Raw genomic sequence first — 21,307 nt, forward strand, 5'->3', positions numbered from 1 at the left:
CCGGTGAGGGGGTTGGCGCAGCGACACGAAGTGCGCGGAGACTGGGGGAGAGTTCAACTCCTATGATACCGGCCATGAATCGTCGGCAGCTTTGGAGGGATCTTTCGCGCTTTCCTTGGCGCAACACCGCAGCGGTCTTGGGGGAGCGTTTCCGCGAAGACCGCCTCGGCCTCACGGCCAGCAGCCTGACCTTCACCACCACCATCGCGATGGTGCCGTTCTTCACGGTGGCGCTTGCGCTGTTCACCGTGTTCCCGATGTTCGCCACCATGCAGGGCCGCCTGCAGCGCTGGCTGATCGAGAGCCTGATTCCCGACAACATCGCGCGCCAGGTGCTGGGCTACCTGAACCAGTTCGCGAGCAAGGCCAGCGGGCTGGGCATCGCGGGCCTGGTGGTGCTGCTGATCACCGCCATCGCGCTGATCCTCACGATCGACAAGACGCTCAACAACATCTGGCGCGTGCGCACGCCGAGGCCGTTGGCGCAGCGGGTGCTGATCTACTGGGCCACCATCACGCTCGGGCCGCTGATCCTCGCGGTGAGCCTGTCGACCACCTCGTACGTGTTCGCCGCTTCGCGCGACGTGGTGGGCGGAGGCATCGTCAAGCTGGCCTTCGACACCCTGGAATTCCTGCTGCTCGCGGCCGGCATGGCCGGGCTGTACCACTACGTGCCGAACACCACGGTGCGCTGGTCGCACGCCTGGGCCGGCGGCATCTTCGTGGCGGCGGCCATCGAGATCGCCAAGCGCGTGCTGGGCTACTACCTGAGCCTGGTGCCGACCTATTCGGTGCTGTACGGCGCCTTCGCCACCTTCCCGATCCTGCTGGTGTGGATCTACGTGGCCTGGGTGATCGTGCTGCTGGGCGCCGTCATCGCGGCCTACCTGCCGAGTTTGCTGACGGGCGTGGCGCGCCGGGGCGGCGCGGCGGGCTGGCCGATGCAGCTTGCGATGGAGGTGCTGCAGCACCTGGCGCGCGCGCAGGCCACGCCGGCCAAGGGCATGGGCGCGAGCGAACTTCTGACGCGCATGCGGGTCGACGGGCTGCAATTGGCGCCGGTGCTCGAGACGCTGGTGCGGCTGGACTGGATCGCGCCGCTGGCCGAGGAGCCCGCCAACCAGGACCCGCGCTACGTGCTGCTGGCCGACCCGTCGACGCCCATCGAACCGCTGCTGCGCGAGCTGCTGATGCCGCGCGCGGAGCCGCTCGAAGACCTGTGGCAGAAGGGCCCGCTGCGCACGCTGCGGCTGGGTGACGTGCTATTGATCTAGGAGCGCCCTGGCGTTCGGGTCGTCAGATCTTGACGCGGCCGGCCCAGATGTCGCGGTACATCGCCCAGTCGCCCATGAAGGAGTAGAGCGGGCGTTTGAACGAGGCGGGCTTGTTCTTCTCGAAGCCGAAGTGCCCGACCCAGGCGAAGCCGTAGCCCGCCACCAGCCCGGCCAGCAGCCACCACGGATTGAGCGTGACCACCAGGGCCACGAGGCACAGCAGCGAGATCGTCGAGCCCGCGAAATGCAGCCGCCGGCAGGTGACGTTGGCGTGCTCGGTCAGATAGAAGGGATAGAACTCGGCAAAGCTCGTGAAGCGGCGCGGATCGACCGCGGCCGGCGTGGCAGGCGTGTCCTGTGCGGCAGGGGTGGAGGTGTTCATCGTGGGTCTCCTGCGCCCCGCAGGGGCTTTGTTGATAATAGCCACGACCCCGCGGACGCACCACCCGGGTTCGCCATCCCACCTTCGCCGTATCCACCTTGAGCGCTGTTCCCGTCGTCCCCGTCGATTCTTCCGCCGATGCCAACGCGCTGTGGGTCGTGTGCCTGTGCGCCGAATGGTGCGGCACCTGCCGCGACTACCGGCCGCTGCTGGTCGAGCTGGCAAAGGCGCACCCGCAGTTCCGCTTCGCCTGGGTCGACATCGAGGACCACGCCGAGATCGCCGATGCCTTCGACGTCGAGACCTTCCCGACCCTGCTGGTGGCGGGGGCCGACGGCACGCGCTTTCTCGGTCCGCTGCTGCCGCACATCGAAACGCTGTCGCGCCTGCTCGGCGCGCTGCAGCCGCCGCAGCCTTCCAGCCTCGACGTCGACCTGCTGCTGGCCGTGCTCGAGAAAAAGCCCGCGGCCTTCGCGGTCTGACCGCTTCGGAGCTTCCTTCCCATGAACATCCTGATCTTTGGCGCCACCGGCATGGTGGGGCAGGGCGTGCTGCGCGAGTGCCTGCTGGCGCCCGACGTGGAACGCGTGGTGGCCGTGGGACGCAGCGCCACCGGGCAGCAGCATTCCAAGCTGCAGGACCTGGTGCACAAAGACATGTTCGACTACCGCGCCATCGAGTCGCAGCTGACGGGCTTCGACGCCTGCTTCTTCTGCCTGGGCGTGTCGTCGGTCGGCATGAAGGAGCCCGAGTACAAGCGCATCACCTACGACCTGACGATCGCGGCGGCCACCGTGCTGGCGCGGCTCAACCCGGGCATGACCTTCACCTACGTGACGGGCGCGGGCACCGACAGCAGCGAGCGCGGCGAACGCATGTGGGCGCGCGTGAAGGGCGCGACCGAGAACGCGCTGATGCGCCTGCCGTTTCGCGCGTCCTACATGTTCCGGCCCGGCATGATCCAGCCGCTGCACGGCGTGCGCTCGAAGACGCCGCTGTACGACGCCGCGATCGTGGTGCTCAAGCCCGTGCTCGGGCTGGCCCACCGCTGGTGGCCCGACCGCGTGACCACCACGGAGAAGGTGGGCCGCGCGATGCTCGCGGTGGCGCGCCGGGGCGCACGCAAGGTGCTGCTCGATCCGGCGGACATCAACGCCCTGGGCAGCTGAACAGCAGCTGAAACACCGCCCGGCGTTCTTTCAGCCCGCGACGAAGTCGCGCAGCGCGAACAGCACTTCGTCCGGCGCCTCGCTCATCAGCGCGTGGCCGGCATGCACCGTCACCACCTTGGCGTTGCGCGCCTTGCCCACCAGCGCCTTGGTGGCGCGCGGCGGCGTCATCTGGTCGGCGTCGCCCAGGAGGAACAGCACGGGGCACTGCACCCTCTCCATCGCGGCTTCGCCGTTCGCGTAGTCGTTGCAGGCCTTGAAGCCGATGTGGAACACATTGGCCTCGCGGTTGCTCGCGAGCACGCGGCGCATCAGCGCGCGCGAGCTGCCGTACAGCCACGTGCCCGGGCCGAGCGACGAAGGTGGCGGCGCCAGCAGCGAGTGCGAGAAGGTGTTGACCATCGCGATGGCCCGCTGCGGATCGCTCACCGAGCTTTCGAGCAGCGCGGGCGACACCACCATCGGGTAGGCCGTGCCGACCAGCGCGAGCTGCGTGATGCGCTCCGGCGCGCGCGCCGCGGTCTCGAGCGCGATCAGCGAGCCGAAGCTGTGGCCGACCAGCGCGGCCTTCTGCACGCCGGCCGCGTCGAGCAGCGCAATGACGAACTGCGCCGCCTCTTCCACGCTGGCCGGCGGCGCGCCGGCGCTCTTGCAGTGGCCCGGCAGGTCGACCGCCAGCACGTTCCAGCCGTGGTTGGCGAACCAGCGGCTTTGCAGAATCCACACGCTGTGGTCGTTGAGCACGCCGTGGATGAACACCACCGTGGGCTTGGCCGCATCGAAGGGCTTGCCGGCGGTGTAGCAGTAGGTGTCGTGGCCGTTGACGGTGTAGTTCATCTCAGGCACTCGCCTTTTCCGCGGCCTTCAACGCGCGCTTGAGGTCGTCGATCAGGTCGGCCGGATCTTCGAGCCCGATCGACAGACGGATCGTGCCTTGCGAAATGCCCGCGCCCGCCAGTGCCTCGTCGGTCATGCGGAAGTGCGTGGTGCTGGCCGGGTGAATCACCAGGCTGCGGCAGTCGCCCACGTTGGCCAGGTGGCTGAACAGCTTGAGCGCCTCGATGAAGGCCTTGCCCTGCGCGCGGCTGCCCTTGATGTCGAAGCTGAACACGGCGCCGGCGCCGCGCGCGCCGTGGCGCAGCAGCTTCTGCGCGAGCGTATGGCTCGGGTGCGACTCGATCAGCGGATGTCCCACGCGCGACACGAACGGATGGCTGGCCAGGAACTCGACCACCTTCTGCGTGTTGTCGATGTGGCGCTCCATGCGCAGCGGCAGCGTCTCGATGCCCTGCAGGATCAGCCAGGCCGTGTGCGGGCTCATCGAGGCGCCGAAGTCGCGCAGGCCTTCGCGGCGTGCGCGCAGCAGGAAGGCGCCGACGGTGCTTTCCTCGCTGAACACCATGTTGTGGAAGCCGTCGTAGGCCTGTGTGAGCTCGGCGAACTTGCCCGACTTCTCCCAGTCGAAGCTGCCGCCGTCGACCACCACGCCGCCAATGACGGTGCCGTGGCCCGACAGGAACTTGGTGGCCGAGTGGTAGACCAGGTCGGCGCCCCAGTCGAAGGGCTTGATGAGGTAGGGCGAGGTGAGCGTGGAGTCGACCAGCAGCGGCACGCCGGCTTCGTGGGCGATGTCGCTCACGGCGGGAATGTCGAGCACGTCCAGGCCCGGGTTGCCCACGGTCTCGCCGAAGAAGAGCTTGGTCTCGGGGCGCACCGCGGCGCGCCAGGCGTCGAGGTCGCCGGGCTTCACGAAGGTGGTCTCGATGCCGAAGCGGCGCATCGTGTAGTGCAGCAGGTTCTGCGAGCCGCCGTACAGCGCCGTGCTGGCCACGATGTGCGAGCCCGCGCCCATCAGCGTGGCCACCGACAGGTGCAGCGCCGCCTGGCCGCTGGCCGTGGCGATGGCGCCGATGCCGCCTTCGAGCGCCGACACGCGCTGCTCCAGCACCGCGTTGGTCGGGTTGCTGATGCGCGAGTAGACGTGGCCGGCGCGTTCCAGGTTGAACAGCGCGGCCGCGTGGTCGCTGGATTCGAAGACGAAGGAGGTCGTCAGGTGGATGGGAACGGCCCGCGCGCCGGTGGTGGGGTCGGGGGCGGCGCCGGCGTGCAGCGCGAGGGTGTCGAAACCGGGGTCGGAATAACCGGGCATGAAGGCCTTTCTGTTGTCTCTTCGCAATGCCCCGTGACGCCGGCAATGCTTGCACAGGCGACAGGGGCGTTCGGGTCGGCGTCGATTGTGGGCTATATTCAAATCGGCACGACGCCGAGAACGACGAATCCCCGAGAGGAGCACCACCATGAAAGTCAGCGACATTCTTCGCGTCAAGGGCAACACGCTCTTCACCACCACGCCCGACGACCCGCTGGCGGAAGCCGCCAAGACCATGGCGGACAAGGACATCGGTTCGCTGGTGGTCATGGAGCACGGCGACCTGGTCGGCATGCTCACCTTCCGTGAAGTGATCGTGGCGGTCGTCAACAACGGCGGCCAGGTCGGGACCACGCTGGTGCGCAAGGCCATGGACGACGCGCCCGTCACCTGCACGCTCGAAACCGACCTCGACGAAATCCGCCGCATCATGCTGGAGCGCCACGCGCGCTACATGCCCGTGATGGACAAGCGCATGCTCATGGGCGTGATCAGCTTCTACGACGTGGCCAAGGCCGTGGTCGACGCGCAGAACTTCGAGAACAAGATGCTCAAGGCCTACATCCGCGACTGGCCGGAAGACGAGAGCAACGAAAAGGCCGGCTGAGCCTTTTCAGCCAGCCACTGACCGACTCGCCGTCGGCCCCTTCAAGCGAACACCGAGGAACCGGCTTTGCCGGGCCTCAGGTGTTGCCCCCGGTCGGGGGGTGGCGAAGCGACACGAAGTGCGCGCAGCCTGGGGGCGAGCTTCTTACTCTTTGATGTTGGCGGTCTGCACGATCTTTTGATTGCGTGCGTACTCGGCCTGCACGAACTTCCCGAACGCCTCCGGCGTTCCGCTGCCCGGCAAAGCGCCTTGTTCCGCCAGCTTGGCGCGCACGCCTTCCTCCTGCAGCACCGCATTCAGTTCCTGGTTGAGCCGCGCCACCACGGCCGGCGGCGTTTTCGCGGGCGCGAAGATGCCGGTCCAGCTCACCATGTCGTAGCCCTTGAGGCCGGGCATCTCGTTGAAGGTGGGCACCTGCGCGAGCGCCGGCAGGCGCTGGCTGCCGGTGATGCCCAGGGCCTTCAGGCGCTTGCCGTTCACGTGCGGGATGGCGCTGGTGCTCACCAGCATCGCGAGGTCGACCTGGTCGCCGATCACGTCGGTGGCGATCTGCGCACCGCCGCGGTAGGGCACGTGCGTCACGAAGATGCCGCTGCGCTCCTTGAGCAGTTCCATCGCCAGCTGCAGCACAGTGCCCACGCCCGAGGTGGCGTAGTTGTAGTGCCCGGGCTGGGCCTTGGCGAGCTTCACGAAGTCGGCGTAGCTGCGCACGTCCAGGCCGGGGCGCGCCACCAGCACCATCGGCGCGGTGTTGAGCAGGCCGACGGGTGCCAGGTCCTTGAGCGGATCGAAGCGGAAGGCCGAGGGGTTGACCAGCCGGCCGATGGCGATGGCGCTGTCGGGGCCGATCACCAGCGTGTAGCCGTCGGGTGCCGCGCTCACGGCCTTGGCCACGCCGATGGCGCCGCCCGCGCCGCTCACGTTGTCGATCACGACCGACTGCTTGAGCCGCTCGCCCAGGCGCTGCGCCACGAGGCGGGCGTTGACGTCCACGCTGCCGCCGGCCGTGAAGGGCACGATCAGCGTGAGGGGCTTGGCGGCGGGCCAGGCCGGCTGGGCGAGGGCACCGGTGGGCAGGGCGGCACAGAGGGCGGCGGCAAGGATCAGGCGGCGGTTCGTGGTCATGGCGGGGTTCATCCGGGGAAGGGGGTGGCGGAAGGCGTGGGCTCGGAGGGCAGGCGGGCGCGCAGCGCGTCGAAGGCGGCGCTCCATTCGGCGCGCCACTGGCGGCGCTGCGTGTCGTCGATCCAGGCGCCGGTCAAGCCGTTGTGCATGAAGCCGCGCAGGTCGTCCAGGCCGAAGCCGAAGTCGCGCACCATCATCAGCCAGGCGCCCGTGGGCGTGACCTGGTGCAGCGTCGGGTCGTCGGTGTTCGGATGGATGCGCAGGCCCAGGCCGGGCATGTGGCGGATCGGGTGGTCCAGGGCCCAGCGCTCGGGCGGCAGCGTGCGCAGGTAATAGGAGTTGGTCGGCACGACGGTGAAGATCACGCCGCGCTCGGCGCACTGGCGCGCGAAGTCGGGCTGGTCGACCACCGTGTAGCCGTGGTCGATGCGGTCGACCTGCAGCAGCTCGAGCGCGGTGCGCACATTGGTCCAGGGCATGCCGAACTCGCCGGCGTGCGCGGTGGTCTTCAGGCCGGCCTTCTTCGCGTCGGCGTACGCCCGGGCGAAGAGTTCGGGCGGCCGGTCGTTCTCGCGGTAGTCGATGCCGATGCCGATCACCTCGTCGCAGCGGTGGGTCTTGACCCACTCGACCATCTCCACGGCCGCCTCGGCGCTGGCCTCGCGGTCGATGGCGGCAATGAGCCGGCCGGTGATGCCGAACGCCTGCTGCGCATCGTGGATCGCACGGGCGATGGCGCCCTGCGCCAGCGGGTAGGCAATGCCCGAGCCATGCACCGTGCCGGTCGGGTTCCAGAAGAACTCGGCGTAGCGCACCTGGTGCGAGGCCGCGTCCTGCAGGTATTCGAGGGTGAGCTGGTACAGGTCGTCGGCGCTGCGCACCAGCTGGGCGTCGAGTGCGCGCAGCACGCGCAGCACGCCCACGGGCTTTTCGCCGCGCGTGTAGAAGCCGTCGATTTCCGCGTTGGCCAGCGGCGCGCCGGCGCGCTGGTTGAGCTGGCGGAAGGTGTCGTGGCGCACGGTGCCGAAAAGGTGGCAGTGCAGCTCCACCTTCGGAATGGCGCGCAGCATCGCTTCGAGCGTGAAAGGAGCGGCGGCAGGCGCAGGCACGGCTAGGGTCATGCGGCGCAGTCTAGGCAGTGCGTGCCCATAAGGAAAATTTTGAATTTCTATAATTTGATTCATTGAATCGATAACCAGGACGCCCATGGCCGCCTTGCCCCTGCGTGCGCTCACGCTGCGCCAGCTGCAGTGTTTCTCGGTGCTGGTCGAGGAAGGGCACTTCGGCCGCGCGGCGCGCCGCCTCGCCATCACGCAGCCCGCGCTGAGCAATGCGATCAAACAGATGGAAAAGCTGCTCGGCGCCGAGCTGCTGACCCGCTCCACCCACCGGCTCGAGCTCACGCCCGTCGGCGCCGAGGTGCTGGCGCGCACCGACTTCCTGGTCCACACCTTCGAGGTGGCGCTGCGCGACATCGAGAGCACGGTGCAGCGCGGCCGGGCCTACGTGCGCGTGGGCGTGATCCCCTCGGCCAGCGCACGCGTCGCGGCGGCGGCGGCCGGCTTCCTGCAGCAGCGCGCCGAGGTGGAGCTGGCCTGGCGCGATGCGCCCTCCACGGTGCTGCTGGCCGAGCTGCGCAGCGGCCAGCTCGACATGGCCGTGGCCGCCATCACCGAGCCGCCCGGTGGCCTGGCATGCATCGACCTGTTCCGCGACCCGCTGGTGCTGGTGGTGCGCAGCGACCACGCGCTGGCGGCGGCCGGCGAGGCGCGCTGGGAGGCCATCGGCAGCGAGCGCCTCGTGCTGTTCGAAAGCGGCAGCATGCCGGCGCTGGGCGACCCGGCGCGCGCGCAGTTCGCGCAGGGCGCCCAGCCGTACCGCGTGAGCTATTCCGAAACGCTCTACGCGCTGGTGCGCAGCGGGCAGGCGCTGGGGTTGATGCCGCAGCTGTACACCTCGTCGCTGCGCGACCCCGAGCTGGCCGTGGTGCCGCTGTCGGCGCCGCGCATCGAGCGGCGCGTGGTGCTGGCCTACCTGCCGGGGCCGATGCGCAACGTGGCGGCGCAGGAGCTCATCGGGTTTTTGCGTGAGCGGTTGCCGCAGGCTTAGGCGGTTTCGAGCATCGCCATGCGCGTTTCGCTGCTGAAACGCTCCAGCGTCCAGCCTTCGCCGAGCATGAACATGCGCGTGTGCAGTTGCGACAGCGTGTCGCCGTCCACCTCGTCGCCGAGATAACTCAAGCGCTTCTCGCGCAGGTCGACAAAGCCCGTCGTGTAGTCGCGCCCCAGGCGCAGCCACAGCGCGTGCGCGCCCGGCGACTGGCGCGCGCCGCTCATCAGGCACATGCCGCTGCCCAGTGCCCAGCGGTACACGGCCGTGGCCAGCCCGCGCCGCTGGTAGGCGGGGTCGTACTGCGAATGCGGCGCGCGGATGTGGCGGTCGGCGCGGCGGTCGAGCTCGATCAGGCGGTTGAACACGGTGTAGCCCACCAGCCGCTGGTGGCGCACGTCTTCGATGTACACGTAGGTCTCGCCGTCGGCCTCGCGAAAGCGTGCGCGCAGGTCGGGGTCGTCCAGGCGCAGCGCGGGCAGGTCCTGCACGCGCTCGCCCATCGCGCACATGCGCTCGTACACGGGCGTCAGCGGCTCGCTCGGGCGGCCCTTCTTCGGATCGACGTCGATGCGCAGCTCGGCCGGCTGCAGCAGGCGGCGGCGCAGCGCGTCGAACGACAGCCATGCGGGCCAGGGCGGCAGGGCGGGCAAAGGCGAAAAAGAGACGGAAGGGGAGCAGGCAAGAGCCACCACGGGGAAATCCTCACGACGAAACACGACGGCGAAGCGGGCGAGGTCCTTCCGCGCGGCACGGGGCCGGAGGCGGGAAGAAGGTCGGACGCTGGGGAAGTGGTGCGTCGCCCGGGCCGATCAGGGCCAGGACGCGCGACCGCGCGGGGCGGGTGCCCGACGGTCGATGTGCGCTGAAGAAAAAAGGAGGCTGACCGCCGGGCTCAGGGATGTGCGAGGGTCTGCTGCGACCTCGCCGTCATCGCCGCGGGTGCGCGCACGCGCGCGTCGCCCGGGGCCGCAGAGGCCGCCGCGCGATCAAAACCGGGGATGAAAACCATGACGTTCATAGGGTCGATTGTAGGAAGCCGGGGGTGTTCGGGCAACCAAAGCCCCCGCGGTCTCTGCCAGATTGAACGCGGGTTGCGCTCAGTGCAGTTCGTCGGCCGCGTGGATCGTCTCGCGCACGCGCGGGTAGATCTGCGTGTTCCATTTGCTGCCGCTGAACACGCCGTAGTGCCCCACGCCGGCCTGCAGGTGGTGCGTCTTGAGGTACGGGCGGATGCCGCTGCACAGGTCTTGCGCGGCCACGGTCTGGCCGACCGCGCAGATGTCGTCGCGCTCGCCCTCCACCGTGAGCAGCGCGGTGCGCCGGATCGCCGCGGGGTTCACCGTGCGCCCGGCCACGGTGAGCACGCCGCGCGGCAGGTCGTAGGTCTGGAACACGCGTTCGACGGTCTCCAGGTAGAACTCGGCCGGCAGGTCGTTCACGGCCAGGTACTCGTCGTAGAACTCGGCGATGGTGCGGGCCTTGTCGAGTTCGCCCTCGACCAGCAGGCGCTCCATGTCCTCGAACTGCTTCTTGTGGCGCTCGGGGTTCATGCTCATGAAGGCCGTGAGCTGCAGGAAGCCCGGGTACACGCGCCGCATCGCGCCCGCGTGCGGCCACGGCACGTGGCTGATGAGGTTGCGGCGGAACCAGTCGATGGGCCGGTCGGTCGCGAGCTTGTTCACGGCGGTCGGGTTGATGCGGCAATCAACCGGCCCCGCCATCAGCGTGAGGCTGCGCGGCGTGGCCGGGTGGTCATCTTCCGCCATGAGCGCGGTGGCAGCGAGCGCGGCCACGCAGGGCTGGCACACGGCCACCATGTGCGCGCCCGGGCCCACGGCCTCGACGAAGCGCATCAGCTGCAGCGTGTACTCGTCCAGCCCGAAGCGGCCCTGCCACAGCGGCACGTCGCGCGCGTTGTGCCAGTCGGTCAGGTACACGTCGTGGTCGCGCAGCAGCGTGCGCACGGTTTCGCGCAGCAAGGTCGCGAAATGGCCCGACAGTGGTGCGACCAGCAGCACGCGCGGGTGCACCGCTTCGGTGTGTGCCTTGCGAAAGTGCAACAGCGTCCCGAAAGGCGAGACCAGCGCGGCCTCTTCGTGCACGGGCACCTCGGTGCCGTCGACCACCACGCTGTCGATGCCGTAGGCCGGCCGCGTGTGGGTGAGCCGCATGCGCGAGAAGACCTCGCAGCGCGCGGCCATGCGCCGCAGCGCGGTGCGCTCGGTGCCGTCCTGCCAGAGGGCGCGGCCCAGGTACTGCGCGGTGAGCCGCCATGGCGAGAGCAGGTCGGCCTGGTTCTGGTAAGCGCGGTACAGCATGCACGGGTTGCAGGCAAGTTGCGGGCCAACTGTGTGGCACGGCGCTTGCACACAGCACGCATCGTCCAAGGAGTGTCGCGATGGCCAAACCCGTTCTCACGATCAGCAGCAAGAACTACGGCGCCTGGGCGCTGCGCGGTTGGCTGATGTGCAGGCTCGCGGGGTTGGACTTCAGCGAGAAGGTCATCCCGCCCGACGATCCGGCCATGAAGGCCGAGATGCTGCTGCTGTCGTCGTCGATGCTGGTGCCTTCGCTGCAGCACGGCGGCATCAAGGTGTGGGACACGCTGGCCATCGGCGAGTACCTGAACGAGATCAAGCCCAAGGCCGGCCTGCTGCCCGCCGACGCCGCGGCGCGCGCGCACTGCCGCGCCATCTGCGGCGAGATGCATTCGGGCTTTGCCTCGATGCGCGGCGCGCTGCCGATGAACATCAAGGCCCGCTTCAAGAACTTCAAGGTGTGGTCGCGCGCACAGGGCGACATCGACCGCATCGTCGCCATCTGGCGCGAGTGCCTCAAGGCCTACGGCGGCCCGTTCCTCTTCGGCAAGCAGCCCGGCATGGCCGACGCGATGTACGCGCCCGTGGTCACGCGCTTCCTGAGCTACGACGTGGCGCTGGACAGCGTGTGCGCCGCGTACTGCAAGCGCGTGATGGAGCTGCCCGCCATGAAGGAATGGGTGGCCGCCGCGCTGCAGGAGCCCGACGAGATCGACGAGCTCGACGCGGAGTTCTGACGCTGCTTCTTCACGCGCTCGCAGGCGGCAGGCCGAGGCCGTCCTGCCGCAGCCGGCGCTCGATGCTCTGCGCGGCCTGCTGCAGGTCGCCCAGGTGCGCCGACACGATCTCGCGCTCGCTCTTCACCGCCGGCAGCCATGCGCAGCTGAGGCAGCCCACCACCTGCTCGCCCAGCCGCACCGGCACCGACACCGCGCCGAAGCGGTCGGGCGAATCGAGGCTGGTGGACGTGGGGTCGCGCGCCGCGTAGCCCTGGTCGCGCGCATGCGCCACCATGCGGCGGATGCTGTCGGGGCGCCGCGCGCCGCGGTCGAAGTCGTTCGGTGAACGCGCCAGTGCGGCAACGATTTCTCGCCGCTCGTCTTCGGGGCAGAACGCGAGGTAGCAGCGCCCGAGCGACGACAGCAGCATCGGCGGGCGAAAGCCCAGCGCGCGGTAGTTCACCGCGAGGCCGTTGCGCGGCCGGTCGGTGTCGAGGATCAGCATCGCCGTGCCGTCGCGCACGCCGAGGTCGATCGGCCACGGCACCAGCCGCTGCAGCGTGGCGCGCGGCGATGCGGCCAACGCCGTGAGCCGCGTGCGCCATGCCGCTGCAGCGCCCGACTGGCCGGTGGCCGAGGTGGGCACGTAGCGCTTCTCCAGCTCGTTGCGCTCCACCCATCCGGCCTGCTGCAGCGTCTTCAGGATGCGCAGCAGCGTGGCCTTCGACAGGCCGGTCTGCCGGTGCAGCTCCTGCAGCGTGACGGCCGACGAACGCTGGATGGCCAGCATCACGTCGAGCCCGCGGCGCAGGGCGTCGATCGACTTCACGCTGTGCGCACCACGGGTGTCCGACATGCCGCCTCCGAAGAAAAAAGATTCACTCAGTGAAACTATATCTTCTGGCCGCGCGACGCCGTTCCTACAGTCCGACGACACCCCCACGTCGTCTCACCGAGAAGGAAAACGCAAGATGTTCCACCAACGAAACATGGTCCGTGCCGCTGCAGGAGCCATTCTTTTGCTGTGCGCCGCGACAGCGGCGCTGGCGCAATCGTGGCCCGCGAAGCCGATCACGCTGGTCGTCGCCTACCCGGCCGGCGGCGATACCGACGCCATCGCGCGCACCTACGCCGAGAAGCTCGCGCAGCGCCTGGGCCAGCCGGTGCTGGTCGACAACCGCCCCGGCGCGAGCGGCATGATCGGCAACGCCTGGGTCGCGAAGGCGCCGGCCGACGGCTACACGCTGCTCTTCACGCCCAGCACCTTCCCCATCGCGCAGCACGTGCTCAAGGCCGGCCCCGGCGTGGCGCACGACGTGGTGAAAGACTTCACCCCCATCGTCAAGACCGGCAACATCCCGGTGCTGATGGTCACGGCGCCCACGAGCGGCATCCAGACCGTGGCCCAGCTGGTGGCCGGCGCCAAGGCCGGCAAGGCCTTCACCTACGGCACGCCGGGCGCGGGCTCGCCGATGCACATCGCGGGCGAGCTCTTCAACAAGGACGCCGGCGTGACCATTGCGCATGCGCCGTACCGCGGCGTGGCGCCGGTGGTCAACGACACGCTGGGCGGCCACGTGAGCGTGGGCTGGATCACGCCCGGCGCGGTGGCGGGTCACATCGCCGCCGGCAAGCTGGTGCCGCTGGCCGTGGCCGAGCGCCAGCGCACGAAGCTCATGCCCAACGTGCCCACCTTCCTGGAGTTGGGCTACCGCGACATGGACGTGAGCGCCTGGATGGGCCTGCTCGGGCCGAAGGCCCTGCCGGCCGAGGTCGTGCAGACGCTCAACCGCCACTTCAACGAGATTTTGAAGATGCCCGACGTGCAGGCCCGCATGGCCGCGCTGGGCATCGAGCCCGTGGGCGGCGAGCCGGCCGTGCTGGCCCGCCAGATCGCCGACGACGACCAGCGCTTCGGCCGGCTGGTGCGCGAGTTCGGCATCCGCGCCGACTGACCCTACACACCCTCAGACAAGGAGACGATGCATGTTGAGCGAAGAAAAGAACCGCCTGCTGACCGAAGTCGGTCCGGGCAAGCCCATGGGCGACTACCTGCGCCGCTACTGGCACCCGATCGCCGGCGCCAGCGAGTTCGACGACAAGGCCGTGAAGCCGCTGCGCATCCTCGGCGAGGACCTCGTGCTCTACAAGGACCTGAGCGGCAACTACGGCCTGGTCGACCGGCGCTGCCCGCACCGCAACGCCGACATGTCGTACGGCTACGTCGAGAAGTGCGGCCTGCGCTGCAGCTACCACGGCTGGCAGTACGACACCAGCGGCCAGTGCATCCACCAGCCCTTCGAAGAAACGCTGGACCCCGACGCGCGCATGCGCAAGAACACGAAGATCAAGGCCTACCCCGTGCAGGAAAAGGCCGGCCTGCTGTGGGCCTACATGGGCCCGCAGCCCGCGCCGCTGCTGCCCGACTGGGAGCTCTTCAACTGCAAGAACGGTTTCGCGCAGGCCGTGTTCGCCGAGATCCCCTGCAACTGGTTCCAGTGCCAGGAGAACTCCATCGACCCCGTGCACTTCGAGTGGACGCACAACAACTGGACCACGCGCCTGCAGGGCGACGAAGGCCCCTACGTGCCCACGCACCTGAAGCTGGCTTTCGAGGAGTTCGAGCACGGCTTCGTCTACAAGCGCCTGCGCGGCGGCGAGCGCGAAGACAACGTGATGTGGACCACCGGCCGCGTCACGCTGTGGCCCAACGGCTTCTTCCTGGGCCACCACTTCGAATGGCGCGTGCCCATCGACGACCACCACACGCTGAGCGTGTTGTGGGTGCTCAGCCGCGTGCCGACCGAGCAGGAGCCGTATGTGCAGGAACGCATTCCCTCGTGGTACGGCCCCATCAAGGACCCGGCCACGGGCCGCTGGATCACCAGCCATGTCGCCAACCAGGACTTCGTGGTGTGGGTGGGGCAGGGCACCGTCACCGACCGCACGCGCGAGAAGCTGGGCCAAAGCGACAAGGGCATCGTGATGATGCGCCGGCGCTTCTTCGAAGAACTCGAGTCGATGCAGGCCGACCCGGCGCACGAGCCCAAGGGCCTGATCCGCGACCCCGAGAAGAACCGCGACGTGTTCCTGCCCTCGGCCTGCCGCGACGAGATGCTGCACGGCCTGCCGCGCGAGGAACTGGCCGCGCATCCGCTGCTGGGGCCGTACCTGAAGGACTTCTTCGGGCAGGCCGGGCAGCCTGACGATGTGCGCATGGCCTACGAGAAGGCCATCGGGCAGAAGGTCGAGGGCGCGAGCTTCTTCAAGGTGCATGGCGGCGCGTCCGACGCCGAGGTGGAAACGCAAGAGGCTGCGTAACGCACGCCGCGATCCGGGTCTTTGCGCCGGGGCTCGCCTCGACGCGAACGGCGTGTGAACATCCCAGGTCGGGAGCACATGCCGTGAAGTTTCGTGATCGTGCACAGGCCGGCCGCCAGCTCGCTGCCTTGCTTCGGCGAAGGGGCGGCTTTGCGGATGCCGTGGTGCTGGCGCTGCCTCGCGGTGGCGTGCCGGTGGCCTTCGAGGTGGCCCGCGCGCTGCGCTTGCCGCTCGATGTGCTGGTGGTGCGCAAGCTGGGCCTGCCCGAACAACCCGAGTACGCCTTCGGCGCGCTCGCGGGCGACGGCGTGCCCGAGATCGACGAACACCTGGTGCGCACGCTGGACCTGCGTCCTTCGGAGATCGATGCCGTGGTCCGTGCTGAACTCGCCGAGTTGGCGCGCCGCACGCAGGTCTATCGCGGCGATCGCCCGGCGTGCGAGGTGCAAGGCCGCACGGTGCTCGTCATCGACGACGGACTCGCCACCGGTGCCACCATGCGCGCGGCCGTTCGCGGACTGCGGCGGCAGAGCGCCGGCAGCGTCATCGCCGCCGTGCCCGTGGCGTCGCCCGAGGCCTGCGAGGCCTTGCAGCGCGAAGCCGACGACGTGCTGTGCGTGCGCTGCCCCACGGTGTTTCGCGCGGTCGGTGCCTGGTATGAAGATTTCTCGCAGACGACGGATGACGAGGTCTGCGCGCTGCTGGCGCAGGCTTAGCGCCTGAACATCCGCAGATCGAGCGCGCTTTCTTCGCCCAACCACATCGCATGGGCTGTGTGGTCCGCGAAGTCGTCGCCGGTCACGCCGTGCACGAACACATCGAGGCCGTTGCGGTTGGCGTCGAGCCAGCCGATGACTTCGTCGAACTCGGCGGCGTCGAAGGCCAGCTGGCAGCTCCAGTGCGGGTGCGGGCCGACCAGGCGTTCGTGCACCCGGCCCACCACCACCATCAGTTCGCGGTCGGCGCGCTCGCTGAGCTCGCGCGCCTGCGCCAGCGTGGCGGGGGCGAAGTAGATGTGGGCGTGGTACTGGGCGTAGAGGTTTTCGGGGCGGCGCGGCATGGTAGGCTCATTGTGAACCGAGGCGGAAGCGTCCGCTGTAGCGAAACACATCGCCGAACCAGCGGTGGCGCAGCAGCATCTTCATCGTGAAGTGGTCGGGGTCGGACGGATCGGGCCGCTCCTCGACATAGGCGGTGCCGAGAAAGAGGCCCAGCGGCAGTGGAATGCGCAGCCCCGCGAGGCGCCAGATGTAGCCCCGGTCGCGGAACACGAGCGCGCCGTCTTCCGCGCTCACCGCCAGGCGCATGCCGATGCCGAAGCGCACGTATTCGATCACCTCGCTGCCTTGCGCCGCGTCGTGCTCCATGTGCGAGCGGAAATGGAAAGGCGGCCTGCCCGGAAAGTGGAAGACGCGGTCCCAGTAGAGGTGGGCGTTGTCGGGGCGGCAGCGGTAGTGCACCTCGATCGGCACCTGGGTACCCTGGTGCGGAACCAGCGCGCCGAACAGCCGGCCGAAGGGCATCAGCAGCGCGGCCCAGGGCGCGTGCCAGACCTCGCTCATGGTGCCGCGCACGCAGACGTAATCGTCGGAGAACGGCGCCATCGTGTAGTGGCGGCGAATCACGTCACCGAGCTGGTTCCATGCGGGGCCGAGCGCCTGCTGGAAGACGGGGGGCGCGCTCATCCCGCCACCGCCTGGGTGGCTTCGCTGCGCGCCTTGTAGAAGCGCAGGATGTTCTCGGAAGCGTCGCCAAGCAGGAACTGCATGACCGGGTCCGCATACCAGTTGAAGCGCGTGCTCAGCCGCCACGACACCGCGACGCGCAGCTCGGTGCCGCCGTCGCGCGGGGTCAGGGTGTAGGTAGCGTCGCGCAGGTCGAAATACTGGCCGCCGATCATCACGTGGTCGTCGAGCGCGCCGGCGGGGAAGGAGTCGGGCGTGAAGCGGAAACGCCACTTCAGCAGGCGATCGGGCTGCCACTCGGTGACGACCTCTTCGAAGCGCACGTTCTTCTGCCACTGCACCTGGCGCACGCGGCCCTCGGGCGTGTCGACGGTCACGCCCGACACCGGCATCGGCACGCCGACGCGGTAGGCCCATGCGTCGCCGACTTCGCTGGGGCGGATGTCGCGCGCGGCGTTGAGCTCGTGCCACACGCGCCCGGCCGGCGCGGCAATGAAGAGCGTGCGCGAGGTGTTCGAGAACTGGTCCGGGTTGGGCCATTGCGGCTCGATGCCGCCGAGCAGCAGCGGCACCAGGGCGACGCTGTACAGCGCGGGCTTGGGCCAGTTGGTGATGCGGCACACGATGCCCATGGCCAGCCCGCCGACGCTGCCCATCACCGCGAACAGCGGCACGATGAAGGCGGCGCAGATGATGCCTTCGATGAAGACCATCAGCGTGCCGCCGACGAACAGCGCAGTGGCCACCCACGGCGCCCAGAGGTAGTAGCCCCAGCTGCGCCGTTCGATGCGCTCGGCCAGGTACACCGTGACCGCGCCGCACGCCGCGGGCGCGAAATAGACGAAGGAGCCCAGCATGGCCGAGAAGGGCTCGCCGGGGCCGCCGCTGAAGACGAGGCGCAGCACGAGCGCCAGCGCCGCGCCGGCGAACATGGGCCAGAACCAGCCGAACGGCATGCCGCGCACGGGCTTGGGGGCCGGCACTTCATCGTTGGCGGGCAGGTCGGCGAGTTTGCTTTCTTCGGGCTCTGTGGGCATGGAAATCTCTTCTCCTCTTCTTGTGATGTCTCAGCTGGCGCTGCGCCGGGCCGTCACCATGGCGTAGTCGAAGTCGCGCCAGAACATGCCCAGCGCGAGTGCGCAGTAGCTGGCCACGATGTGCTTGCGGCGCCAGGGACTGAGCCTGCCGCGCGCCTTCCACAGTTCGGCCAGCGTGAAGCGCGTGGCCAGCACGGGGATGTGCAGCGCGCTCGGTGCCACGCGCCAGCGCAGCGAGGTGAACGCGACGTCCTCGAAGCCGTGTGCGCGCAGCGCGGCCGTGAAGTCCTCGCGCTGGGCCAGTGTGGGCACGGCCCAGCTGTCGGCCCACAGGCGGTGCAGCCAGCCCGCGAGGCGGCCCGGCCGGCGGCGCAGCAGGAAGCCATCGACCACCACCAGCCGCGCGCCGGGCTTGAGCAGCCGCGCGGCCTCGCGCACGAAGTCGGCCTTGGCGGTGCCCTCGGCATAACAGGCGCTTTCGAGCGCCCAGGCGCCATCGGCCTGGGCGGCGGGCAGGCCGGTGCGGGTGTAGTCGGCCTCGACGTGCGCGACGCGGTCGGCCACGCCGGCCCGGGCGTCGAGCCGCGCGGCGATGCCGTTCTGCACCGGCACGTTGGTCACCGTGACCGCATGCAGCGCCGGGTCGTCGCCGACCAGCGTGCGCGAGGTGGCGCCGGCGCCGCAGCCCAGGTCGAGCACGCAGCGCGGGCCGGTGGTTGTGGCGGTGTCGAGTTGCAGTGCGCGGCCGACGGTGCGGTTCATCTCGATCAGCATGCCCTCGCGCCGCAGCGGGTTCAGGCCCAGGCGCCAGAAGCCGAAGTGCATGTTGTAGCTGGGGCTCCAGGCGCGGTAGTCGTCGGCGACCTCGGTGAAGTAGTCCTGCGTGTCCTCGCGGCTCACATGGCCTTCGACCGCGGGCGGCGCAGGCCGCGCAGTGCCGGGCAGGCGGAAGTCGGGCTGGAAGACGTCGGGCATCGAAAACTCCTTCGGGCGTGAGCGGGTGGTGTGTGACAGCGTGGGTTTTTCAGAGCTTGCAATGGTCGTCAGCGCAGGTGGCCGGCGCGATCGCACCGTGCCCCGCGAGCCGCAGGACCAGCCAGCGCGGCAGCCGGTAGCGGTTGCGGGCCAGCACGGCATACGCGCGATCGGCCAGCCGGCCGACCACCGGCAGGTCGAGCACCGCGCCGCCGGCCGGCAGGCCCACCGCGGCGCGGCAGGCGCGGATGGCGTCGACGCCCACGCGCAGTTGGCCTGCGGCATCGACCGCGTGCAGCGAGCGCATCAGCGCCTCGCGCGGTGCCGGGCCGTGCGCGAAACCGATGGGCGAGCAGTCGACCAGGCGCAGTCGCTTCGCAGCGTCGCGCGCCTGCATGGCGCCCATCTCGGCCGTGCACAGCGGGCAGGTGGCGTCGAAGTAGACGGTGAGCGGGTAGGTGGCGGGGGCGAAGCGGGTCATGGTGCTTTTGGTTCTCGATATTTCAGTCAAAACAGAAATAAGAAGGCAAAAAAAAGGACGCGGCCTTTCTCAGATCATGGGCAGGCTGGCGTGGTGCGCATCGGGGTCGTCGCCCTTGCCGGCGCCAGGAGGGGCGGGGGGCGGTGCGCTGTCGCCGCGCACGAACTTCTGCACGCTGGCGCCGAGCGTGAGCACCTTGTCGAGCGTGCCGGGCGACAGCCGCAGCATCTCGTCGGCCCAGGTGGCGAGCTTGGTCATGAGGTCCATGGTGGAGCGGATGCGGTCCTGCGCATCGGGCGGCTCCTTCTGGAAATCAGGGCTGGCGACGATCTCGCGCAGCACGCGGATGGTGGGGTCGAACTCGCGCTCCTTGCGCTCGCGCACCACGGTGCGGAACAGCTCCCACACGTCGACGCTGGTCTCGAAGTAGTCGCGCCGGTCGCCCAGCGTGTGGGTGACGCGCACGAGGTTCCAGGCCTGCAGTTCCTTCAGGCTGTTGCTGACGTTGGACCGGGCCACGCCCAGCGTTTCCGACAGCTCTTCGGCGTGCATCGGCTTGCCGTGCGCGAAGAGCAGGGCGTGGATCTGCGAGACCGTGCGGTTCACGCCCCACATGGAGCCCATCTCGCCCCAGTGCAGGACGAACTTGCGTTGAATGTCGGTGAGTTCCATGGCGTCGAGTTTAGGAATTCCTGAATTTCTGTCAAGACAGAAACAAAAAACTCAGCATCTCGGGATCAAAAGTGAAATACTGTATGAATAAACAGTTGTTCGACTTGTTTCCTGTTTCCTTCCAAGGACTCGCCATGCCCGCCGCCCAGGTTCCCATCCACATCATCAAGGGCCGAGGCGCGGCCACGCGGCTCGCGCACCGGTTCTCCAAAGACGCACGCGACGCCTTCGACGACGGCTGGGGCACGCTGGAAGACGGCGAAGCCGAGGCCGCCGGGCTTATGCCGCTGGCCACCGAGGTGCGCTTCGAGGACGTGAAGTCGGTGCTCAGCAGCAACGAGTCGCCCGACATCCCCTTCGACCGCTCGCTCAACCCGTACCGCGGCTGCGAGCACGGCTGCATCTACTGCTTTGCGCGGCCCACGCACAGCTACCTCAACCTCTCGCCCGGCCTCGACTTCGAGACCAAGCTCATCGCCAAGCGCAACCTCGTCGAGGTGCTGCGCGCCGAACTCGGGCGCAAGGGCTACCGCCCCAGCAACCTCGCCATCGGCACCGCCACCGACTGCTACCAGCCCATCGAACGCGAGCTGCGGCTCACGCGCGGCGTGATCGAGCTGCTGAGCGAGGTGCGGCATCCGTTCGCGCTGGTCACCAAGTCGAGCGCGGTCGAGCGCGACCTCGACCTGATCGCGCCCATGGCCGCCGACCGGCTCGCGGCCGTGTACGTCACGATCACCACGCTCGACGGCGAGCTGGCGCGCAAGCTCGAGCCGCGCGCCGCCGCGCCGCACCGGCGGCTGCGCACCATCCGCACCCTTGCCGAGGCCGGCGTGCCGGTGGGCGTGAGCGTGGCGCCGCAGATTCCCTTCATCACCGAGGACATGGAGCAGGTGCTCGAAGCCGCCTGGGAGGCCGGCGCACGCAGCGCCTTCTACACGGTGGTGCGGCTGCCATGGGAGGTGGCGCCGCTCTTCAAGGAATGGCTCGAGCTGCACTATCCGCAGCGCGCCGAGCGCGTGATGGCGCGCATCCACGAGATGCGCGGCGGCAAGGACTACGACGCCGACTTCGCCACGCGCATGAAGGGCAGCGGCCTGTGGGCCGACCTGATCCACCAGCGCTTCCAGAAGGCGACACACCGGCTGGGCTTCAACCGCGAGCGGATCGCGCTCGACACCGGCGCGTTCCGCCCGCCCGGCGCGCAAGGGCAGGGCAGCCTGTTCTGAGTGCGAGCAACGCTGACGCGCCCCGCCCCGGCTCGGACCGCTGCGGCTGACG

24 protein-coding genes are annotated in these 21,307 nt (G+C 69.1%); 10 read left to right on the top strand and 14 right to left on the bottom strand.

Annotated features, from left to right (window positions below):
• Nucleotides 1-62 precede the first annotated feature (62 nt).
• Complete coding sequence (locus AC1RL8_RS08990) at nt 63-1,274, top strand: YihY family inner membrane protein (protein ID WP_159277647.1); 1,212 nt, start codon at nt 63-65, stop codon at nt 1,272-1,274.
• Nucleotides 1,275-1,296: 22 nt separating this feature from the next.
• Here AC1RL8_RS08990 and AC1RL8_RS08995 read toward each other — a convergent pair whose 3' ends face one another.
• The gene (locus AC1RL8_RS08995; protein WP_492685077.1) at nt 1,297-1,656 is read right to left on the bottom strand and encodes an Mpo1-like protein; all 360 of its coding nucleotides are present in this window, start codon (nt 1,654-1,656) and stop codon (nt 1,297-1,299) included.
• 98 nt (nt 1,657-1,754) lie between these two features.
• Here AC1RL8_RS08995 and AC1RL8_RS09000 point away from each other — a divergent pair, with 98 nt between their 5' ends.
• Nucleotides 1,755-2,138: a thioredoxin family protein gene (locus tag AC1RL8_RS09000; protein ID WP_139705773.1), complete on the top strand. Its 384-nt coding sequence runs from the start codon at nt 1,755-1,757 to the stop codon at nt 2,136-2,138.
• Nucleotides 2,139-2,159: 21 nt separating this feature from the next.
• Entirely contained in the window at nt 2,160-2,825 is a 666-nt protein-coding gene (locus tag AC1RL8_RS09005; protein WP_492685078.1) for an NAD-dependent epimerase/dehydratase family protein, read from the top strand.
• A gap of 30 nt (nt 2,826-2,855) precedes the next feature.
• On the opposite strand, the gene AC1RL8_RS09010 is transcribed toward AC1RL8_RS09005, so the two are convergent.
• Both AC1RL8_RS09010 and AC1RL8_RS09015 read right to left on the bottom strand, forming a co-directional pair.
• A complete protein-coding gene (locus AC1RL8_RS09010; RefSeq protein ID WP_492685079.1) occupies nt 2,856-3,662 on the bottom strand; it encodes an alpha/beta fold hydrolase in 807 nt (268 codons plus the stop codon).
• 1 nt (nt 3,663) lies between these two features.
• Entirely contained in the window at nt 3,664-4,974 is a 1,311-nt protein-coding gene (locus tag AC1RL8_RS09015; protein WP_492685080.1) for an O-acetylhomoserine aminocarboxypropyltransferase, read from the bottom strand.
• A 148-nt stretch (nt 4,975-5,122) separates the two neighbouring features.
• Between AC1RL8_RS09015 and AC1RL8_RS09020 the strand changes: the two genes are divergently transcribed.
• Nucleotides 5,123-5,581, top strand: a complete 459-nt coding sequence (locus tag AC1RL8_RS09020) for a CBS domain-containing protein (protein ID WP_062476634.1) — start codon at nt 5,123-5,125, stop codon at nt 5,579-5,581.
• A 144-nt stretch (nt 5,582-5,725) separates the two neighbouring features.
• On the opposite strand, the gene AC1RL8_RS09025 is transcribed toward AC1RL8_RS09020, so the two are convergent.
• Together AC1RL8_RS09025 and AC1RL8_RS09030 are read right to left on the bottom strand one after the other, a co-directional pair.
• Nucleotides 5,726-6,706: a Bug family tripartite tricarboxylate transporter substrate binding protein gene (locus AC1RL8_RS09025; RefSeq protein WP_492685081.1), complete on the bottom strand. Its 981-nt coding sequence runs from the start codon at nt 6,704-6,706 to the stop codon at nt 5,726-5,728.
• 8 nt (nt 6,707-6,714) lie between these two features.
• The gene (locus tag AC1RL8_RS09030; RefSeq protein ID WP_492685082.1) at nt 6,715-7,827 is read right to left on the bottom strand and encodes an adenosine deaminase family protein; all 1,113 of its coding nucleotides are present in this window, start codon (nt 7,825-7,827) and stop codon (nt 6,715-6,717) included.
• Nucleotides 7,828-7,912: 85 nt separating this feature from the next.
• Here AC1RL8_RS09030 and AC1RL8_RS09035 point away from each other — a divergent pair, with 85 nt between their 5' ends.
• Nucleotides 7,913-8,815 carry a LysR family transcriptional regulator gene (locus AC1RL8_RS09035; protein WP_095744539.1) on the top strand — a complete coding sequence of 301 codons (903 nt, stop codon included), beginning with the start codon at nt 7,913-7,915 and terminating at the stop codon, nt 8,813-8,815.
• Here AC1RL8_RS09035 and AC1RL8_RS09040 read toward each other — a convergent pair.
• Together AC1RL8_RS09040 and AC1RL8_RS09045 are read right to left on the bottom strand one after the other, a co-directional pair.
• On the bottom strand, nt 8,812-9,468 hold the full coding sequence (locus AC1RL8_RS09040) for an N-acetyltransferase (RefSeq protein WP_492685083.1): 657 nt from the start codon (nt 9,466-9,468) through the stop codon (nt 8,812-8,814). The two genes, AC1RL8_RS09035 and AC1RL8_RS09040, sit on opposite strands and share 4 nt — an antisense overlap.
• Before the next feature lie 447 nt (nt 9,469-9,915).
• Nucleotides 9,916-11,136 carry a polyhydroxyalkanoate depolymerase gene (locus AC1RL8_RS09045; RefSeq protein ID WP_492685084.1) on the bottom strand — a complete coding sequence of 407 codons (1,221 nt, stop codon included), beginning with the start codon at nt 11,134-11,136 and terminating at the stop codon, nt 9,916-9,918.
• Between the two features lie 80 nt (nt 11,137-11,216).
• Between AC1RL8_RS09045 and AC1RL8_RS09050 the strand changes: the two genes are divergently transcribed.
• The gene (locus AC1RL8_RS09050; protein ID WP_062476661.1) at nt 11,217-11,873 is read left to right on the top strand and encodes a glutathione S-transferase; all 657 of its coding nucleotides are present in this window, start codon (nt 11,217-11,219) and stop codon (nt 11,871-11,873) included.
• A 10-nt stretch (nt 11,874-11,883) separates the two neighbouring features.
• On the opposite strand, the gene AC1RL8_RS09055 is transcribed toward AC1RL8_RS09050, so the two are convergent.
• Nucleotides 11,884-12,711: a helix-turn-helix domain-containing protein gene (locus AC1RL8_RS09055; protein ID WP_492685085.1), complete on the bottom strand. Its 828-nt coding sequence runs from the start codon at nt 12,709-12,711 to the stop codon at nt 11,884-11,886.
• A gap of 115 nt (nt 12,712-12,826) precedes the next feature.
• On the opposite strand from AC1RL8_RS09055, the gene AC1RL8_RS09060 reads away from it, so the two are divergent.
• The 3 genes from AC1RL8_RS09060 to AC1RL8_RS09070 all read left to right on the top strand — a co-directional run bounded on the left by AC1RL8_RS09060 (nt 12,827) and on the right by AC1RL8_RS09070 (nt 15,892).
• On the top strand, nt 12,827-13,810 hold the full coding sequence (locus tag AC1RL8_RS09060; protein WP_492685086.1) for a tripartite tricarboxylate transporter substrate binding protein: 984 nt from the start codon (nt 12,827-12,829) through the stop codon (nt 13,808-13,810).
• Between the two features lie 31 nt (nt 13,811-13,841).
• Nucleotides 13,842-15,176 (top strand): Rieske 2Fe-2S domain-containing protein, encoded by a 1,335-nt coding sequence (locus AC1RL8_RS09065; RefSeq protein ID WP_492685087.1) that lies wholly within the window; start codon nt 13,842-13,844, stop codon nt 15,174-15,176.
• A gap of 83 nt (nt 15,177-15,259) precedes the next feature.
• Nucleotides 15,260-15,892 carry a phosphoribosyltransferase gene (locus AC1RL8_RS09070; protein WP_492685088.1) on the top strand — a complete coding sequence of 211 codons (633 nt, stop codon included), beginning with the start codon at nt 15,260-15,262 and terminating at the stop codon, nt 15,890-15,892.
• On the opposite strand, the gene AC1RL8_RS09075 is transcribed toward AC1RL8_RS09070, so the two are convergent.
• From AC1RL8_RS09075 to AC1RL8_RS09100, 6 genes are all read right to left on the bottom strand, one after another.
• Complete coding sequence (locus AC1RL8_RS09075; RefSeq protein ID WP_492685089.1) at nt 15,889-16,236, bottom strand: DOPA 4,5-dioxygenase family protein; 348 nt, start codon at nt 16,234-16,236, stop codon at nt 15,889-15,891. The genes AC1RL8_RS09070 and AC1RL8_RS09075 overlap by 4 nt on opposite strands.
• Nucleotides 16,237-16,243: 7 nt before the next feature.
• Entirely contained in the window at nt 16,244-16,861 is a 618-nt protein-coding gene (locus tag AC1RL8_RS09080; protein ID WP_492685090.1) for a DUF4166 domain-containing protein, read from the bottom strand.
• Entirely contained in the window at nt 16,858-17,898 is a 1,041-nt protein-coding gene (locus AC1RL8_RS09085) for an SRPBCC family protein (protein WP_492685091.1), read from the bottom strand. The genes AC1RL8_RS09080 and AC1RL8_RS09085 overlap by 4 nt, the downstream gene beginning before the upstream one ends.
• A 30-nt stretch (nt 17,899-17,928) precedes the next feature.
• Entirely contained in the window at nt 17,929-18,873 is a 945-nt protein-coding gene (locus AC1RL8_RS09090) for an SAM-dependent methyltransferase (RefSeq protein WP_492685092.1), read from the bottom strand.
• 49 nt (nt 18,874-18,922) lie between these two features.
• Nucleotides 18,923-19,354, bottom strand: coding sequence for a thiol-disulfide oxidoreductase DCC family protein (locus AC1RL8_RS09095; RefSeq protein ID WP_492685093.1), 432 nt, complete (start codon nt 19,352-19,354; stop codon nt 18,923-18,925).
• Nucleotides 19,355-19,423: 69 nt separating this feature from the next.
• Nucleotides 19,424-20,026, bottom strand: a complete 603-nt coding sequence (locus AC1RL8_RS09100; protein ID WP_062476691.1) for a GbsR/MarR family transcriptional regulator — start codon at nt 20,024-20,026, stop codon at nt 19,424-19,426.
• 134 nt (nt 20,027-20,160) lie between these two features.
• On the opposite strand from AC1RL8_RS09100, the gene AC1RL8_RS09105 reads away from it, so the two are divergent.
• Entirely contained in the window at nt 20,161-21,255 is a 1,095-nt protein-coding gene (locus tag AC1RL8_RS09105; protein ID WP_492685094.1) for a PA0069 family radical SAM protein, read from the top strand.
• Nucleotides 21,256-21,307: the final 52 nt, after the last annotated feature.

This window comes from Variovorax sp. GW822-FHT04E09, from assembly GCF_058800845.1.